Origin of the sequence: Streptomyces sp. NPDC005863 (assembly GCF_042871345.1) — a bacterium.
GTDB lineage: Bacteria > Actinomycetota > Actinomycetes > Streptomycetales > Streptomycetaceae > Streptomyces.
On record NZ_JBIAII010000008.1, the window covers coordinates 298,574 to 315,030 of the forward strand.

Annotated in this window: 15 protein-coding genes; 3 read left to right on the forward strand and 12 right to left on the reverse strand. The window is 71.3% G+C overall.

Annotated elements, in window-relative coordinates; all coding sequences use genetic code 11:
* Nucleotides 1-108: 108 nt before the first annotated feature.
* Entirely contained in the window at nucleotides 109-705 is a 597-nt protein-coding gene (locus ACFYO9_RS27255) for a CGNR zinc finger domain-containing protein (protein ID WP_358779151.1), read from the reverse strand.
* Nucleotides 706-816: 111 nt separating this feature from the next.
* Here ACFYO9_RS27255 and ACFYO9_RS27260 point away from each other — a divergent pair, with 111 nt between their 5' ends.
* The gene (locus ACFYO9_RS27260) at nucleotides 817-1,953 is read left to right on the forward strand and encodes an NADH:flavin oxidoreductase (protein WP_358779150.1); all 1,137 of its coding nucleotides are present in this window, start codon (nucleotides 817-819) and stop codon (nucleotides 1,951-1,953) included.
* A gap of 232 nt (nucleotides 1,954-2,185) precedes the next feature.
* Here ACFYO9_RS27260 and ACFYO9_RS27265 read toward each other — a convergent pair whose 3' ends face one another.
* The 10 genes from ACFYO9_RS27265 to clpB form a co-directional block, all read right to left on the reverse strand.
* Nucleotides 2,186-2,599, reverse strand: a complete 414-nt coding sequence (locus ACFYO9_RS27265; RefSeq protein WP_358709960.1) for a DUF3151 domain-containing protein — start codon at nucleotides 2,597-2,599, stop codon at nucleotides 2,186-2,188.
* Between the two features lie 77 nt (nucleotides 2,600-2,676).
* On the reverse strand, nucleotides 2,677-3,708 hold the full coding sequence (fbaA, locus tag ACFYO9_RS27270; RefSeq protein ID WP_355811306.1) for a class II fructose-bisphosphate aldolase: 1,032 nt from the start codon (nucleotides 3,706-3,708) through the stop codon (nucleotides 2,677-2,679).
* A 91-nt stretch (nucleotides 3,709-3,799) separates the two neighbouring features.
* On the reverse strand, nucleotides 3,800-4,348 hold the full coding sequence (gene pyrE, locus ACFYO9_RS27275) for an orotate phosphoribosyltransferase (protein WP_355811308.1): 549 nt from the start codon (nucleotides 4,346-4,348) through the stop codon (nucleotides 3,800-3,802).
* A 10-nt stretch (nucleotides 4,349-4,358) separates the two neighbouring features.
* Nucleotides 4,359-5,147, reverse strand: a complete 789-nt coding sequence (locus tag ACFYO9_RS27280) for an aldose 1-epimerase (protein ID WP_358779149.1) — start codon at nucleotides 5,145-5,147, stop codon at nucleotides 4,359-4,361.
* 25 nt (nucleotides 5,148-5,172) lie between these two features.
* A complete protein-coding gene (locus ACFYO9_RS27285; protein ID WP_358779148.1) occupies nucleotides 5,173-6,048 on the reverse strand; it encodes an SRPBCC domain-containing protein in 876 nt (291 codons plus the stop codon).
* Between the two features lie 59 nt (nucleotides 6,049-6,107).
* Nucleotides 6,108-7,676 carry a polyamine aminopropyltransferase gene (locus ACFYO9_RS27290; protein WP_358779147.1) on the reverse strand — a complete coding sequence of 523 codons (1,569 nt, stop codon included), beginning with the start codon at nucleotides 7,674-7,676 and terminating at the stop codon, nucleotides 6,108-6,110.
* Between the two features lie 115 nt (nucleotides 7,677-7,791).
* Nucleotides 7,792-8,316: a DUF2617 family protein gene (locus ACFYO9_RS27295; protein ID WP_355811320.1), complete on the reverse strand. Its 525-nt coding sequence runs from the start codon at nucleotides 8,314-8,316 to the stop codon at nucleotides 7,792-7,794.
* A gap of 818 nt (nucleotides 8,317-9,134) precedes the next feature.
* A complete protein-coding gene (locus ACFYO9_RS27300; RefSeq protein ID WP_388666646.1) occupies nucleotides 9,135-10,346 on the reverse strand; it encodes an aminotransferase class I/II-fold pyridoxal phosphate-dependent enzyme in 1,212 nt (403 codons plus the stop codon).
* A gap of 175 nt (nucleotides 10,347-10,521) precedes the next feature.
* On the reverse strand, nucleotides 10,522-11,064 hold the full coding sequence (locus ACFYO9_RS27305) for a YbjN domain-containing protein (RefSeq protein WP_358709965.1): 543 nt from the start codon (nucleotides 11,062-11,064) through the stop codon (nucleotides 10,522-10,524).
* 241 nt (nucleotides 11,065-11,305) lie between these two features.
* The gene (gene clpB, locus ACFYO9_RS27310) at nucleotides 11,306-13,921 is read right to left on the reverse strand and encodes an ATP-dependent chaperone ClpB (RefSeq protein ID WP_358779146.1); all 2,616 of its coding nucleotides are present in this window, start codon (nucleotides 13,919-13,921) and stop codon (nucleotides 11,306-11,308) included.
* Nucleotides 13,922-14,125: 204 nt separating this feature from the next.
* Between clpB and ACFYO9_RS27315 the strand changes: the two genes are divergently transcribed.
* A complete protein-coding gene (locus ACFYO9_RS27315) occupies nucleotides 14,126-14,551 on the forward strand; it encodes a TIGR03618 family F420-dependent PPOX class oxidoreductase (RefSeq protein WP_358709967.1) in 426 nt (141 codons plus the stop codon).
* Between the two features lie 135 nt (nucleotides 14,552-14,686).
* Here ACFYO9_RS27315 and ACFYO9_RS27320 read toward each other — a convergent pair whose 3' ends face one another.
* Nucleotides 14,687-15,046 (reverse strand): hypothetical protein, encoded by a 360-nt coding sequence (locus ACFYO9_RS27320; RefSeq protein WP_355811334.1) that lies wholly within the window; start codon nucleotides 15,044-15,046, stop codon nucleotides 14,687-14,689.
* 321 nt (nucleotides 15,047-15,367) lie between these two features.
* On the opposite strand from ACFYO9_RS27320, the gene ACFYO9_RS27325 reads away from it, so the two are divergent.
* The gene (locus ACFYO9_RS27325) at nucleotides 15,368-16,363 is read left to right on the forward strand and encodes a helix-turn-helix transcriptional regulator (RefSeq protein ID WP_355811336.1); all 996 of its coding nucleotides are present in this window, start codon (nucleotides 15,368-15,370) and stop codon (nucleotides 16,361-16,363) included.
* Nucleotides 16,364-16,457 lie beyond the last annotated feature (94 nt).

Here is a 16,457-nt window from a genome sequence, read left to right on the forward strand (position 1 = left end):
CCGGTCCCCACCGGAATCTTCTGCAACTTTGCGGCAATCGGCAAGGGAGCCCAAATCCCGCACAGCACCGAACGAGATACGGGACTGTCATCCCGGATGCCCGCCCACTCAGTTCCGCACGCGGCGGCGCTCCCGGCAGGCCCGCAGGTGGGCGGCGTTCCCGCAGCCGCGCACCGAGTGCCAGACGCCGCTGTTGTTGCGGGAGCGGTCGTAGAACGCGGCCGCGCAGCCGGCGTTGCGGCAGATCTTCAGCCGCCGCCACACGCCCGTGGCCTGCGCGAGCAGCCCCTCGGCGAGGACGGCGGAGGCCAGCCAGCGCGCGCCCGCGCCCTCCGGCTCCACGCTCAGCGCGCCGTCCCCGGAGAGCGCGACCACCACCGGCGCCGAGGTGAAGCGCACCGCGCCGCCGCCCTCGTCGCAGGCGGCGAGCGCCCGGCGCAGCTGGTCCCGCAGACAGCGCAGATTCGGCAGGTCCTCCGCGGTCAGCACGAGACGTACGTCACCGCGGCCCGTCTCGCCCGCCCAGGACCGCACGGCCCGGTCGGCCCACTCCTGGGCGGCGCCGAGCGCCCCGTCGGCGAGCAGGTCGGCGGGGGCGGCGGCGCCGGAGGGGGCGCCGGACGCGGTGTTCAGGAGCTCCTGGACGAGGGCGAGGCCGCCGGGCGCGGGAGCCAGGGAGAGACGCTCGGTCGCGGGCCAGTTCATGCCGTTCACGGTACCCGCCTTGGCGTGACAGGGGCAAAGTGCTTACAGTGCTGTCAGGCGCGAACGCCCCCCGTTCGCGCCGGACACCCTCGCAGCACCCCAGGAGAGCGCATGGACGCCACGGCCCCCACCGATCCGACCACCTCACGCGCCGCACGGATACTCGGCCGCCCCTTCGACATCAACGGCCTCACCCTCCACAACCGGATCGCCATGGCGCCCATGACCCGCGAGTTCTCGCCGGACGGCGTGCCCGGCGCGGACGTGGCCGAGTACTACGCGCGGCGCGCCGCGGGCGGCGTCGGCCTGATCGTCACCGAGGGCACGTACGTCGACCACGCGTCGGCGGGCAGCAGCCACCGCGTCCCGCACTTCCACGGCGAGGCGGCCCTCGCGGGGTGGCGGCGGGTCGCCGAGGCGGTGCACACGGCGGGCGGGAAGATCGTCCCGCAGCTGTGGCACGTGGGCGCCACGCGCGACGCGGGGCAGGGCCCGAACCCCTCCGCGCCCCCGGCGGGCCCCTCCGGCCTCGGCCTGGACGGCGAGGCGAAGGGGCACGCGATGACCGGCGCGGACGTCGACGCGGTGATCAAGGCCTTCGCCGACAGCGCGGCCGCGGCCGAGCGCATCGGGTTCGACGGCGTCGAACTGCACGGCGCGCACGGCTACTTGATCGACCAGTTCCTGTGGGGCGTCACCAACCGCCGCACCGACGGCTACGGCGGCGACCTCGCCTCCCGTACGCGTTTCGCCACGGAGATCGTCGAGGCGGTGCGGGCGGCGGTCTCGCCGAAGTTCCCGGTGATCTTCCGCCTTTCACAGTGGAAGGCGAACGCGTTCGACGCGAAGCTGGCGAGCAGTCCCGCGGAACTGGAGTCCCTGCTGGCCCCGTTGGCCGCGGCGGGCGTCGACGCGTTCCACGCCTCCACGCGCCGCTACTGGCTCCCCGAGTTCGACGACACCGACCTGAACCTCGCGGGCTGGGCCAAGAAGCTCACCGGCAAGGCGACGCTGTCGGTCGGCTCGGTCGGCCTCGACAAGGAGTTCGTGGGCCCGCAGGGCTTCACGAAGGAGACCGCGTCGACCGGCATCGACCTGCTCCTCGACCGCATGGAGCGGGACGAGTTCGACGCGGTCGCCGTGGGCCGCGCGTTGATCGCGGACGCGGAATGGGCCAACAAGGCCCTGACGGACCGCCTCGGGGAGGCGGCGCCCTACGAGGCGGGGCTGCTGCGCAGGCTGGCCTGAGCGCGTCTTCTGCGGGCCCGCTGTGGCTGGTCGCGCAGTTCCCCGCGCCCCTAAAGACCACCCCCGGCGCCGGGGTTTCAGCCCACCCGGGCCCCGGGGGTTCAGCCCACCCGGGGCCGGGGGGTTTCAGCCCGTCCGGCGTTTGAGGACGAGGCCGTTCAGGCCGATGCGGGGGTCCGGGGGCGGAGCCCCCGGGGTGGTGGTCGACCTCGCCCCGGGGACTCCGCCGACGTCAGCCGAGCGTCTCCGCCGCGGTCTCCGAAGAATCCCGCAAGAAGCCCGCGCAGCGCTCGTACTCCTCCTGCTCCCCGATCGCCTGCGCGGCCCGCGCCAACGCGTGCAGGGCGCGCAGGAAGCCCCGGTTGGGCTCGTGCTCCCACGGCACCGGGCCGTGCCCCTTCCAGCCCGCGCGGCGCAGCGAGTCCAGGCCCCGGTGATAACCCGTACGGGCATACGCGTACGACTCGACGACGCCACCCCGCTCGTACGCCGCGTCGGCAAGCTGCGCCCAGGCGAGCGAGGACGTGGGGTACTTCGCGGCGACGTCCGCGGGAGCCGCGCCGTTCGCGAGCAGCTCGCGAGGCTCGGGGTCGTCGGGCAGGTGGGTCGGGGGCGGTCCCCCGAGCAGATCCTTGTGAATGGCCATGGGTTCCAGTCTGCTGCATACGCGTACGGGCCCGGCACCCAGGGAAGGGTGCCGGGCCCGTACGGACGCCGTGGGCGTTACTTCAGCCTCGTCCCCGTGGAGCGCAGGTTCGCGCACGCCTCGGTGACACGCTTGGCCATGCCCGCCTCGGCCGCCTTGCCCCAGGTGCGCGGGTCGTACGTCTTCTTCGAGCCGACCTCGCCGTCGACCTTCAGGACGCCGTCGTAGTTGCGGAACATGTGGTCCGCGACGGGACGCGTGAACGCGTACTGCGTGTCCGTGTCGAGGTTCATCTTCACGACGCCGTTCTCCAGGGCGGTCGCGATCTCCTCGGCGGTGGAGCCGGAGCCGCCGTGGAACACGAAGTCGAAGGGCTGCGAACCCGCCGCCTTGCCGTGCTTGGCGGCGACGCCCTCCTGAAGGTCCTTGAGGAGCTCGGGACGCAGCACGACGTTGCCCGGCTTGTAGACGCCGTGCACGTTGCCGAAGGACGCGGCCAGGAGGTAGCGGCCCTTGTCGCCGAGGCCGAGGGCCTCCGCCGTACGCAGCGCGTCGTCGACGGTCGTGTACAGCTCGTCGTTGATCTCGTGCGTGACGCCGTCCTCCTCACCGCCGGTCGGGGTGATCTCCACCTCAAGGATGATCTTCGCGGCGGCGGCCTTCGCGAGCAGCTCCTGGCCGATGGCCAGGTTGTCGGCGAGGGTCTCGGCGGAGCCGTCCCACATGTGCGACTGGAACAGCGGGTTCCGGCCGGCCTTGACGCGCTCCGCGGAGACGTCGATCAGCGGACGGACGTAGGTGTCCAGCTTGTCCTTGGGGCAGTGGTCGGTGTGCAGCGCGACGGTGACGTCGTACTTCGCGGCGACGATGTGCGCGAACTCGGCCAGCGCGACCGCGCCGGTCACCATGTCCTTGTTGTGCTGGCCACCCAGGAACTCCGCACCACCGGTGGAGATCTGGATGATGCCGTCGCTCTCGGCCTCCGCGAAGCCGCGCAGGGCCGCGTGCAGGGTCTGCGAGGAGGTCACGTTGATCGCCGGGTAGGCGAACTTGCCTGCCTTCGCCCGGTCGAGCATCTCGGCGTAGACCTCGGGGGTTGCGATGGGCATGTGTCCGCTCCTTGTGATGTGCGGGGTATGTGCTGGGCCCTGACCTATGGGGGCGACGTCATCGTCGCCCCCATCCTTCCAGACGCGGGCGTCAGTCCAGGTCGAGGTCGTCCTTGGAGTACGCGAAGAGGTACGGCACGCCCGCGCCCTCGGTGATCTTCTCGCCGGCGCCGGTCGCCCGGTCCACGATCGTGGCGACGCCGACGACCTCGGCGCCCGCCTCGCGGACCGCCTCGACGGCGGTCAGCGGCGAGCCGCCGGTGGTGGAGGTGTCCTCGACGACCAGGACGCGGCGGCCCTTGATGTCCGGGCCCTCGACGCGGCGCTGCATGCCGTGCGCCTTGGCGGCCTTGCGCACCACGAAGGCGTCCAGGCGCCTGCCGCGGGCGGCCGACGCGTGCAGCATCGCGCCCGCGACCGGGTCGGCGCCCATGGTCAGGCCGCCGACCGCGTCGAAGTCGAGGTCGGCGGTGAGGTCCAGGAGGACCTGGCCGACCAGCGGGGCGGCCTCGCCGTCGAGGGTGATCCGGCGGAGGTCGATGTAGTAGTCGGCCTCCAGGCCGGAGGAGAGCGTCACCTTGCCGTGCACGACGGCCTTGTCCTTGATCTGCTGCAGCAGCTCGCCGCGTACGTCAGTCATGCCCAAGAGCTTAAAGCCGCCGCCAGGTCCAGGTCGTCGCCGTCTCCAGCGGCTCGATGGGGGTGACCAGGCGCGGGTCGGTGTTGAGCCCGTTCGGCGGCCCGGTCTGCGGCTCCACGCAGACCGCGGCCGCCTGCTCGTCGTAGACGACGGCCCACTGCTCGCGGCTGGTGACGCGCAGCTCCAGCTGCTCGGGCCAGGTCAGCGTGACGTCCACCCCCTCGGGCATGCCGAAGCAGTCGTCCCAGGGGCCGGGCTTCGGGTCGACGCGGCGGCCGGTGGGCAGGTGGTCGTCGCCGCGCTCCTCCTGCCAGGCGGCGGTGAAGTCGACCCGCACGTCGTCGCCGCCGAGGTTCCGGTTGAACCACGGGTGCCAGCCGGCCTGCGCGGGGAAGGAGCCGCCGCGCGTCTCGATGCCGAGCCGCAGCGTCAACGCCTCCTCGGTGAGTTCCACGATCTGGGTGACGCGGCCCGGGTAGGGCCAGGGGTCGGTCAGGTCGTACGTGAAGACCGCCTCGCCCGCGCCGGTACGGGCGGTGCGCCACTCGGCGTCGCGGCCGAAGCCGTGGATGGCGTGCGGCGGCGAGTTCAGCGGCATCCGGTGGACGGTCGCGCCGTCGTGGAACCGTCCGTCCCGGATGCGTCCGCACCACGGCACCATCGGGAAGCAGCCGTACTTCTTCCCCTGCCGCAGCAGCTCGACGCCGCCGATGCGCAGGCCGGTGATGCGGCAGCCGTTGCCCGGCTGCACCGTCAGTTCCGCGTCGCCCGCGGTCAGGATCACGTCTTCGGTACTCACGGAGGCGACCCTACGGCGTAACGGGTCAGCGGCGGCGGCGCAGGGCCCGGCCCACCACGATGGCCGAGGCCAGCGCGAGGGCGGCGGCGGGCGCGGCCCAGCGCAGGGTGGCGCCGGCGGTGAGGGACTCGGGGGCGGGCGCCGGGGCGTACCGGCCGCGGGGCGGGGCGTGGTCGACCTCTTCGGCGCTGCGGCCGATCATGGTGCGGCGGGCGTGGGCGGCCTCGGCGGGCGGTACGTCGAGGTCGTCGATGTCGTCCAGGTCATCGAGTTCGTCGATGTTCTCGGCGTTCTCGGCGTCGACAGCCTCGGCCTCGGCGATGACGTCGTCGGCGTCGCCCACGTCGGGCAGGTCGTCGAGGTCGTCGTCCTCATCGATCTCGTCGCCGTCGTCGATCTCGTCGGTCTCGTGAATACCGTCGGCCTCATGGATTCCGTCTGCCTCGGCGGCCGCCTCCGGCGCCGTGTCGGGCGGTGCCGCGGCCGCGAGGCCCTCGCCGAAACGTTCGAGCAGCCGGTGCATCGCCGCCTCGACGGTCTCGGGGGCGCCCTCGGTGATCCGGCCGTCCGCCGTCGCGCCGCCGTCGAAGGCGAGGGTCGTCCCCTCCGTGCCCTGCACGAGCCGCAGCGCGAGGGACAGCTTCACGGTTCCGGACCCGCGCACCTCGGCGCCCTCGGCCCGCAGCGCGTACGCCCCGTCGGAGCCGGGCTCGACCGTGGCGGCCCCGCGATACGTGATGGAGTGCCCGCCGACGCGCACCTTGAGGCGCCCGGAGAGCGGATCCGCCGCCTCCTCCGCATCGCGCTGGAGCCCCGGTACCGCCCCGGCGACCCGCTCGGGGTCGGCCAGGACCTGCCGGAGCCGCTCTGCCGAAACCGGAACGAACACCTCATGCTCCATGTCAACCGAGCCTACCCACGAGTCAGCCACTTGTACGTCAGTTCGTCGGACGTTGTACTTCAGTTCGCGTAACGCGGATGTACGAGCGTGGACGGCACGAGCCCGGTCTGCCCGCTCCGCTCGGCCGACCGCACCCCGGCGCGCACCACCTCGGATCCGGCCGCGCGCAGCAGGACCGGCCGGGTCCGCGAGGCGAGCACGAAGCCCCAGTCCCGCGGCGCCCGGCCGCCCTGGGCGGTGCGGTCGGGCCCGGCGGCGAACCCCGACTCGCGGCCGCCGACGCCGTAGGGCACGGTCCGCAGGCCCGCCGCGCGCAGCGTCGTCTCCACCGTCCAGAAGGTGCGCGGCCGTGACGACAGCGGTCCAGCGTGCACGACGAGCCTGCCGGTGCCGGCCAGGACGTGGGTGGCGAGGCCGTAGAACTCCTGGGAGTACAGCTTCGTGCTGGCGGTGATGCCGGGGTCGGGCAGGTCGGAGACGACCACGTCGTACGTCGCGCGCGCGGAGCGCAGCCAGCGGAACGCGTCGGCGTTCACCACGTGGACCCGCGGGTCGCGGTAGGCGTGGCCGTTCAGCCGGCTCAGCGCCGGGTCGTGCCGGGCGAGGTCGATCACGCCCGCGTCCAGCTCGACGACGTCGAGGCGGCGCACGCCGGGGTGGCGCAGGATCTCGCGCGCCGCCAGGCCGTCGCCGCCGCCGAGGACGAGCACGCGCGCGTGCGGCCCGCGCATCGCGGGGGAGACCAGGCCCTGGTGATAGCGCTTCTCGTCGCGGCCGCTGATGCGCAGCCGGCCGTCCAGGAAGAGGTTGAGGGAGCGCCGCTTCCCGCCGGTGAGGACGACCTCCTGGACGTCGGTCTGTACGGCGACGCGGATGTCCCCGCCGTACACCGCGCGCCGGGCGGCCCGCTCGAAGTCGTCCACGAGCACGGCGGCGGAGGCGAGCAGGGAGAGGACGACGACGTTCGCGGTGAGGAGCGCCCAGCGGCCGCGCACGCTGAGGTCGCGCCGGAACAGGCCGAACACCAGCGCGCCGCCCACCAGGGCGTTGACCGCGCCGGTGAACAGGGCGCCGGTCAGCTGACCGAAGAACGGCAGCAGCAGGAAGGGAAAGGCGAGGCCGCCGACGAGGGCGCCCACGTAGTCGGCGGCGAAGAGGTCGGCGACGGCGCCGCCGGCGTCCTGGCGCCGGATGCGCTGGATGAGGACCATGAGCAGCGGCACCTCGGCGCCGATGAGGACGCCGATGGCGAGGGAGAAGCCGACGAGGAGGTACCGCGACCCGCCGGACCACACCCCGCCCCGGTCGCCGGTCCACGCGAACGCCGCGTACAGCGCCATGGCACTGCAGCCGCCGGTCAGCGCGAGCGCCGACTCGACGAGGCCGAACCAGACGGAGGCGCGGCACCGCAGCCGTTTGGCGAGCAGCGAGCCGACGCCCATGGCGAAGACCATCACGGAGAGCACGACGGAGGCCTGGGTGACGGAGTCGCCGATCAGGTAGGAGGCGAGGGCGACCAGTTCGAGTTCGTAGACGAGGCCGCAGGCAGCGCAGACGAACACGCCCGCGAGGACGAAGAACCGTCCTGTCTGGGGCGAGACCGGCAACCGCACCGACGACTCGAGCACGCCAGGAACGCTACGTCACGGCATGCTCACTCCGGGTCCCCCACATGGGTGTAACTCCGGCTCTATGCCGGGCACATGTGAGCGATTCCGTTCGCGGGGCTGCGACCCCGCGGCGTCACAGGGCCGCGGGCATCGGCATGCGCACACCCACCCGGGTCCGCGTCGCCACCAGCTGGCCCTCCTGCGGATACGCGTGCCACGTACGCCACATGAGCGCGTCCTCGTCCCGCTGCGCCAGCATCGCCGTGAAGGCGTACGGGCTGCCGGGGAACTTGCCCGCGAGGCCGTGCGGGTGTTCGGCGACCAGAGCCAGCAACTCCTGTGCTCTGCCGACGAACTGACCGTGCGACAACGTTTCTACGCGCGCCGCGAATTCGTACTCCCATTCGCCCATGCGCTTGGAGACGCCGAGCGGGAGCGGGGTGCTGCTGCCGGGGATACAGGCCACCGTCTCCGAACAGCCGCCTTGCTCCTCCTCCAGGAGGACTTGGTGGGAGGCGCCGAGCAGTCTCAACTGCATCTTGGCGCCGCCCAGTTCGAGGTCGAGGGTGGCGAGTGCGGGCAGGGGCTCGCGTCCCAGGGCCCAGGCCAGGTCCTCGGCGCGCGTGTCGGTGTACGCAGTCTTCAGGGTCGTGAGCATGGGTCGGCTCCGCTAACACTCAATGGAGGTGGGGCCGGCGCACCCGGTGTGGGCACCGGGTGGTCGGGATGCCGGCTCGTGCCCACGAGAACGTCATCTGACGGGTTTCCAGAACACGGTCCGCGAAACCTGCGACGCACGAGGGCGGTGCTGACGGACAAGAGGGAATCATGGTCGGCGACGCTGCCACAGCGCTTTTACCCAACTTCGTGGGGTTTCCATCCCGATGAGGGCCGCACAGTTCAACTGTTCAGTACGGCAATCACGGCACGGCTCCTGAGCACGCCCCCGTCGCACTCCGCCCCCGACGCCGAAGCGCCCGGCGGGAAACATCCGCCCCCGCCGGGCACTTCGTCGGATCGATGGACCAGCTGCCCCGTGTCAGCTGCCTCCGCCGCATCCGCCCCCGCCGCCTCCGCACGAGGAACCGCCCCCGCACGAGGACCCACTGCTCCCGCAGGACGACCCGCCTCCGCAGGAATGCCCGCCGTGGTGACCACCGTGATGACCGCCGCCGCCACCGCTGTCACCGCCCCCGGCCCACCAACTCCCCCCGCCCGCCGAGCCGCTCGCCGCGCCGCCGCCCCACCCGCGGTGCGCCTTGCGGCTCTTCTTGCGGCCGGACACCACGGCCAGCACGACGACGACCACCCCGATGAGGACGAAGAACCCGATCACGGCCACCACACTCCTTCTGTTCCCCCGAAGCAGGTCCCCCGTGGGCCGTGCTCCGTGCGTGCCAGGGGGATGCCCGTACCCACACCCCCGCAAAGCAGAGTTGAGGAACTCCAGAGGTTACGGCCGGCCGTCACCGTTTCTCACCGCGCGCCGATCAGCTGGTCCACCGCGGTGCGCAATGACTGTTCCCGCTTGCAGAGCGAGAAGCGGACGAGCCAGGGCGGGGCGTCCGGGGTCAGGTAGAACGCCGACGTGGGGATGGCCACGACGCCTGCCCGCTCCGGCAGCTCGCGGCAGAATTGGACGCCGTCCTCGTACCCCCACGGCCGTACGTCCGCCTGGACGAAGTAGCCGGCCTCGGCGCGGAAGGGGCGCAGGCCCGCCCGGGTCAGGCCGTCGGTCAGGAGGTCCCGGTTGCCGCGCAGGGTGCCGCGCAGCTCCGCCGCCCAGCCCTCCACCGAGCCCAGCGCGCGGGCCAGCGCCTCCTGGTACGGGGTGCCCGACGCGTACGTCAGGAACTGCTTCGCGGCCCCCACCGCGGCGACGAGCGGCGCGGGACCGCAGACCCAACCCACCTTCCACCCGGTCGTGTTGAAGGTCTTGCCGGCCGAGGAGACGATCAGCGTCCGCTCCCGCATGCCCGGAAGCGACGCGATGGGCAGATGCCGCGCCCCCTCGTCGTACACGAGGTGCTCGTACACCTCGTCCGTGATCACCGTGAGCGCGTGCTCCCGCACGACGTCGGCGACGACGGCCAGCTCGTCCGGCGTGAACACCTTGCCCGTGGGGTTGTGCGGGGTGTTCAGGATCAGCACCCGCGTCCGCGCGGAGACCGCGGCGCGCAGCGCGTCGGCGTCCAGGGCGAACCCGTCGCCGTCGAGGACGAGGGGGACGCCCACGAGCCGGGCGCCGGCCAGCCGCGCGTCGGCGGCGTACGCGTCGTAGCAGGGGTCGAACGCGACGATCTCGTCCCCCGGGTCGCAGAGCGCGAGGAGCGCCGCGGCCAGGGCCTCCGTCGCGCCGGTGGTGACGAGCACCTCGCCCGCGGGCCGGTAGTCGAGCCCGTACCGGCGCAGCTGATGCGCGGCGATCGCCTCGCGCAGGGCGGGGAATCCGACGGCGGGCGGGTACTGGTTGGCGCCGGACAGCACGGCGTCCGCGACGTCCTTGAGGAGTTGAGGCGGACTGGGCAGCTCCGGGACGCCCTGGCCGAGGTTGACCGCCCCGGTGCGGCGGGCCAGCTCCGTCATCTCCGTGAAGATCGACGTTCCCATGCCCCGCACCCGCGCGGCCGGTGCCCATTCCTTCGTGCCCACGACGCCGCGTGCGCCGGCGGTCCCCAGCGATTCCATGCCACCCTGCTTCCCGAATCGGTTGTAGCCGAGAGGGACCAGGCTACGGACGCCCCGGCCTCGGTCATGACGGACGTCCCGGTCCCGGTCATGACGAGAGCCCGGCCGAACGGCGCCCACCTGGTGGTGTGCGCCCCGGCCGGGCTCTCGCCCGGGTACTCCGCCGCGGGGCCGCTCAGGCCTCGGCGTCGCCGGGCTTCTCCTCGCCGTCGGCGGCGTCGACGTCGGCCTCCAGGCCGAGCTGCTCGACGAGCCAGCGGTCGAACTCGATCGCGGCACGCACCCAGCTGACCGTCGACGACACGAAGTGCTCCAGGGAGACCCCGGTGCCGATCAGCATCTGGGCCTCGCCGATGAGGCGGACCGTGCCGTCGTCGTGCGTGTGGCTGTAGACCTTCGGCCACAGCGTGCGGCGGTTCCAGTCGTCGATCGACTCGAGAAGCTGCTGCTTCTCCTCGATCTGGTGCGGCCGGTCGTAGAACGTCCGCACCGAGAAGACCTGCTGGTCGTCCTCACCGCGGAACATGAAGTACGTACGGAACTCCTCCCACGGCGCCGCGAGGTCACCCTCGTCGTCGACGACGTGCTTGAGCTCCATCTGGTCCAGGAGCTGCTTGACCAGGTCCTGGTCGGGGACGACGGGGCCCGCCGGTCCTGCGCCCTGCTGCGGATCGGGCTGGCCCCCGAAATTCGGAATGGAGGACGGGTCGATGCTCACGTACTTTGTCCCTTCGTATGGATGGGCCCATCCTCTCGCAGGATGGGGCCCCCGGGGCAAGCCCGGCCCCTCGACTGCCGGGTTCCGCCGTTCGCCGACCGCGGACAGGCCATGGCTGGCCGCGCAGTTCCCCGCGCCCCCAGGAGGGCGCTGCGCGCCCCTCAGGGGCGCGGGGAACTGCGCGAGCAACCACCAAGCCGCCGCACCCGGCAGTCGACCGGAGAAGGCAAACGCGATGCCGTTACAAGGACTTGCCGGAGGGGGAACCCGTCACCGGGCCCACGATGAGTCCGTCCCCGGCGTGGTCCACGCGGACCACGTCCCCGTCCTTCACCTCACCCGCGAGGATCTCCTTCGCGAGCCGGTCGCCGATCGACGTCTGGATGAGGCGCCGCAGCGGCCGCGCCCCGTACGCCGGGTCGTTGCCCTCGTCCGCCAGCCAGGCCAGCGCCTCGGGCGAGACCTCCAGGGTGAGCCTGCGGTCGGCGAGCCGCTTGGCGAGGCGGTTGATCTGCAGCTCGGCGATGTGCGCCAGCTCGTCCTTGCTGAGCGCGGAGAAGACCACAAGGTCGTCGAGCCGGTTGAGGAACTCCGGCTTGAAGGAGGCCCGCACCACCTCAAGGACCTGCTGCTTCTTCTCCTCCTCGGAGGTGAGCGGCTCTACCAGGTACTGGCTGCCGAGGTTGGACGTCAGCACCAGGATCGTGTTGCGGAAGTCCACCGTCCGCCCCTGGCCGTCGGTCAGCCGCCCGTCGTCGAGCACCTGCAGCAGGACGTCGAAGACCTCGGGGTGCGCCTTCTCGACCTCGTCGAGGAGTACGACGCTGTACGGGCGCCGCCGCACGGCCTCCGTCAGCTGGCCGCCCTCCTCGTACCCGACGTACCCGGGCGGGGCGCCGACGAGCCGGGCCACGCTGTGCTTCTCGCCGTACTCGCTCATGTCGATGCGGACCATGGCCCGCTCGTCGTCGAAGAGGAAGTCCGCGAGCGCCTTGGCGAGCTCGGTCTTGCCGACACCGGTCGGGCCGAGGAACAGGAAGGAGCCGGTCGGCCGGTCGGGGTCGGCGATCCCGGCGCGGGTGCGCCGCACCGCGTCGGAGACGGCCCGTACGGCCTCGGTCTGCCCGATGAGCCGCTTGCCGAGCTCGTCCTCCATGCGAAGGAGCTTCTGCGTCTCGCCTTCGAGGAGGCGGCCTGCGGGGATGCCGGTCCACGCGCCGACGACATCGGCGATGTCGTCCGGGCCGACCTCCTCCTTCACCATGAGGTCCTTGGCCTGCACAGCCTCCTCCTCGGCCTCCGAGGCGACCTCCAGGTCGTGCTCCAGGGTCGGGATCTCGCCGTAGAGCAGCTTGGACGCGGTGTCGAAGTCGCCGTCGCGCTGGGCGCGCTCGGCCTGGCCGCGCAGCTCGTCGAGCCGCTCCTTCAGCTCACCGACGCGGTTGAGGGACTGCTTCTCCTTCTCCCAGCGTGCGGTGAGGCCGCGCAGCTCCTCCTCCTTGTCGGCGAGGTCGCGCCGCAGCTTCTCCAGGCGCTGCCTGCTGGCCGGATCCGTCTCCTTGCCGATCGCCAGCTCCTCCATCTTCAGCCGGTCGACGGCGCGCTGGAGCTCGTCGATCTCGACGGGCGAGGAGTCGATCTCCATGCGCAGCCGGGACGCGGCCTCGTCGACGAGGTCGATGGCCTTGTCGGGCAGGAAGCGCGAGGTGATGTACCGGTCGGAGAGGGTGGCGGCGGCGACGAGCGCGCTGTCGGCGATCTGGACCTTGTGATGCGCCTCGTACCGCCCCTTGAGCCCGCGCAGGATCGCGATGGAGTCCTCGACGGACGGCTCGGCGACGAGGACCTGCTGGAAGCGGCGCTCCAGGGCGGGGTCCTTCTCGATCCGCTCGCGGTACTCGTCGAGGGTGGTCGCGCCGACCATCCGCAGCTCACCGCGGGCGAGCATCGGCTTGAGCATGTTCCCGGCGTCCATGGCGGAGTCGCCGCCGGCGCCGGCCCCGACGACGGTGTGCAGCTCGTCGATGAAGGTGATGATCTGCCCGTCGCTCTCCTTGATCTCGGAGAGGACGGTCTTGAGGCGCTCCTCGAACTCACCGCGGTACTTCGCGCCCGCGACCATCGCGCCGAGGTCCAGGGAGACGAGCCGCTTGTTCTTCAGCGACTCGGGGACGTCCCCCTTCACGATGCGCTGGGCGAGCCCCTCGACGACGGCGGTCTTGCCGACACCGGGCTCGCCGATGAGGACGGGGTTGTTCTTGGTCCGCCGCGAGAGCACCTGCACGACGCGCCGGATCTCCTGGTCCCGCCCGATGACCGGGTCGAGGCGCCCTTCGCGGGCGGCGGCGGTGAAATCGGTGCCGAACTTCTCCAGGGCCTTGTACTGACCCTCGGGGTCGGGTGTGGTCACCCGGCGCCCTCCCCTGCTCTTCTCGAATGCGGCCAGCAGCTTCTTGCTGCCGGCTCCGTGCTGTGCGAGGACGTCCCCGGCCTTGCCGCCCTCGGCCGCGACGCCGATGAGCAGGTGCTCGGTGGAGAGATAGTCGTCGCCGAGCTCCTTGGCGCGCTTGGCGGCGTCGGCGACGACGGCCAGCATCTCGCGGTCGGGCTGCGGCGGCGAGACGGTCGACCCGGTGACGCTGGGCAGCGCCGCGAGGGCCCGCTCGGTGTCCGCGCGCACGGCCGCCTGGTCGGCGTCGACCGCGGCGAGCAGGTCGGTGATGTTCTCGTTGTCCTGCCCCTCCAGCAGCGCGAGCAGCAGGTGCGCGGGGGTCAGATCCGGGTGCCCGTCCTGCACGGCGCGGCGGGTGGCCGCGTTGATCGCGTCCCGGCTCCTGTTGGTCAGCTCGGCGTCCACGTGCGCTTCTCCTCCTTACGGGGTTCCTTACGGGGTCCGATCAGGTCGTCCTACGGCTCTACGGCTCTACGGGTTCCACGTACCCGCGTCCGTAACACCGACTTGAACACTGACCGGCACACTGACTTGGTCAACGTGCACAAAGTTGAGTCTATTCCACTCAAGGCGAAAGCGGGAAGCCCGGGAGCGGCTATGTTCCGGGCCATGACTGCGCCTCCGTACATCGACCCCCGGAACCCGCCCGAGCCCTACCTCAGCTTCTGGCGTGAACGGCGCGTGTGCACCCTGACGACCCTGCGCCCGGACGGCACGCCGCACGTGGTGCCGGTGGGCGTGACGTACGACCCCGAGGCGGGCGTGGCCCGGGTCATCGCGCGCAGGACGAGCCGGAAGATCGCACACGTTCTCGCAGCGACGGGCCCGGACGGCGCCGGAGCGCGGGTGGCGGTGTGCCAGTTCGAGGGCCGGCGGTGGGCGACGCTGGAGGGCCGGGCGGTGATCAGGACGGAGCCGGCGGCGATCGCGGAGGCGGAGGAACGGTACGAGGAGCGGTACGGCCGCAGGCCGTCACCGAACCCGGAGCGGGTGCTGATGGAGATCACGGTGACGCGGGCGATGGGGAAGGCGTGAGGGCCTCCCGGCCGGGGCGGGCCAGCCTGAGGTGACCGTGGGGGCACACCACAGCGGCGCCACCGTGTTCAGGTCCACGGTGACGCCGCTGCTGGGGGAAGCGCCTGCGCGATTTACAACGACGGGGGAATCGCGTCAGGCACTGCGGGGGGTGGCTGTGATGTTGTCCTGGGCGCTCGCGGCGCCCCGGCCCTGCCGGTCCTGACCGTCGCCGACCACCTGGTGGTCACGCCGGTCGAGGTTGACGAAGACCATCCCGTACCGAATGGCACACCGAACGGGCTGCGGCGCCCCGCGGGGCCTGCGCAGGCACCGGTAGGCCCTTATCTCTTCCTCGTCGTCACGGGTGACGACGATCGGCTCGCCGAGCAGCGTCACCATCAACGAGTCGCCGCGGTGGGGGATCGCAGTCACGAGATCGATGAAGTGCCAGCCGGAACGGTAGGCAGTGGCCATTTCTCGGCGGAAGGTGCGGTCGTCGGGAGGGGTACTCATGCTGTCGCCCCCCTCGGGTCGACCGTCCACCCGGTGTCGGTGGACGGTCCTGCTTTCACATTGCTCCAGCCGGTATCAGCCGGGCCCGCCCCCGGATCGCCGCTGCCAAGGCTCGCACCGCTCAGGGCACCGAGGGCCACGGCGGCAGAGAAGACTGCGGCAAGCACTGAGCCAAGTATTCTCACGCGCATAGTCGGCTTCGTCCTCACTTGATGGATTCTTCTCCCCCGGCCATCAAGACGATGGCTCATTCAGGCATGTCAACGCCACAGGAGCGATGCATCATGTTCCTGCACGTTCAGGACCCTGGGGGGTGGAGATATGACCACAATCAACTCACAACCGACACATCCCCATGCTGTCACTGAGATGTGTGACGAGGGGACACGTCTGTACGCCGGCGCGCTGCGTTCAGGACGTGTCAATCGTGTCGAAGTGGAACTGGCTCCCTGCCTCACGGAGTTCGGACTCCTTCACCCGGACCCTGACGACGCGAACTGGCTGCGCCCTGTTCCACCGTCCGTGGCTCTCGCCCAGCGCCTCCATCCGCTGGAACGGGAGATCCAGGACCGCAGGCGCCATGCCATCGAGCTGACCGAATCCTTCGACCAGTTCGTCGCGATCAGCACGCAGAGCCCGGTGAACATCCACGCGATCACAGTGCTGGAGGGTTTTGACCGCATCAACGCGGCACTGAATTCAGCCACAAACGAGTGCCAAACCACCGTCTTGACCATCCAGCCCGGCGGCGGTCGTCCTGTCGACGCCCTGACCCAGGCTCTGGAGCGGGACAGGCCACTCACCGACCGTGGCGTCAGCATCCGGACGCTGTACCAGCACACCGCCCGGCACAGCCAGGGAACGCTGGCCTACGTCGATCGCATTTCAAGCGGCAAGGTTCAAGTAAGAACACTCGAAGAGCTCGTGGAACGCCTGATCATATTCGACCAGACCGTGGCGTTCATTCCGGCGAGCGACGATCGACGCGTGGCCCTCGAGCTACGTCATCCCGGCCTTGTCGCCTATCTCAGCAAGGTCTTCGAGCAACTCTGGCAACGAGGGGTCCCACTCACCCAGGAAGTGCCGTACGACATCGCCTCGGACGGCATTACCGGAGTGCAACGTTCCATAGCCAAACTCCTCATCGAGGGCCACGTCGACGAGGCCATCGCCCGCCGCCTCGGCATGAACGTCCGCACCTGCCGCGCCCACATCGCCAAGATCGCCGCCGCCCTGGGCAGCGGAAGCCGGGCCCAACTCGGCTATCTGATCGCCCAGTCCGGGATCCTCGACGTAGACCGTTCGAAGTCAAACTAGGTCCTCACGGCACATCCGCCCGAGGAACCGGCGAGCACCTCCTCACGGAGCCGGCGTCGAGGCGCGCTCCCGACACGAGGGCCGAAACAAACCC

Coding starts and splice junctions, on each gene's coding strand:
- ACFYO9_RS27255 (WP_358779151.1), bottom strand. CDS start 705: ATGAACTGGCCCGCGACCGAGCGTCTCTCCCTGGCTCCCGCGCCCGGC.
- ACFYO9_RS27260 (WP_358779150.1), top strand. CDS start 817: ATGGACGCCACGGCCCCCACCGATCCGACCACCTCACGCGCCGCACGG.
- ACFYO9_RS27265 (WP_358709960.1), bottom strand. CDS start 2,599: ATGGCCATTCACAAGGATCTGCTCGGGGGACCGCCCCCGACCCACCTG.
- fbaA (WP_355811306.1), bottom strand. CDS start 3,708: ATGCCCATCGCAACCCCCGAGGTCTACGCCGAGATGCTCGACCGGGCG.
- pyrE (WP_355811308.1), bottom strand. CDS start 4,348: ATGACTGACGTACGCGGCGAGCTGCTGCAGCAGATCAAGGACAAGGCC.
- ACFYO9_RS27285 (WP_358779148.1), bottom strand. CDS start 6,048: ATGGAGCATGAGGTGTTCGTTCCGGTTTCGGCAGAGCGGCTCCGGCAG.
- ACFYO9_RS27295 (WP_355811320.1), bottom strand. CDS start 8,316: ATGCTCACGACCCTGAAGACTGCGTACACCGACACGCGCGCCGAGGAC.
- ACFYO9_RS27300 (WP_388666646.1), bottom strand. CDS start 10,346: ATGGAATCGCTGGGGACCGCCGGCGCACGCGGCGTCGTGGGCACGAAG.
- ACFYO9_RS27315 (WP_358709967.1), top strand. CDS start 14,126: ATGACTGCGCCTCCGTACATCGACCCCCGGAACCCGCCCGAGCCCTAC.
- ACFYO9_RS27320 (WP_355811334.1), bottom strand. CDS start 15,046: ATGAGTACCCCTCCCGACGACCGCACCTTCCGCCGAGAAATGGCCACT.
- ACFYO9_RS27325 (WP_355811336.1), top strand. CDS start 15,368: ATGACCACAATCAACTCACAACCGACACATCCCCATGCTGTCACTGAG.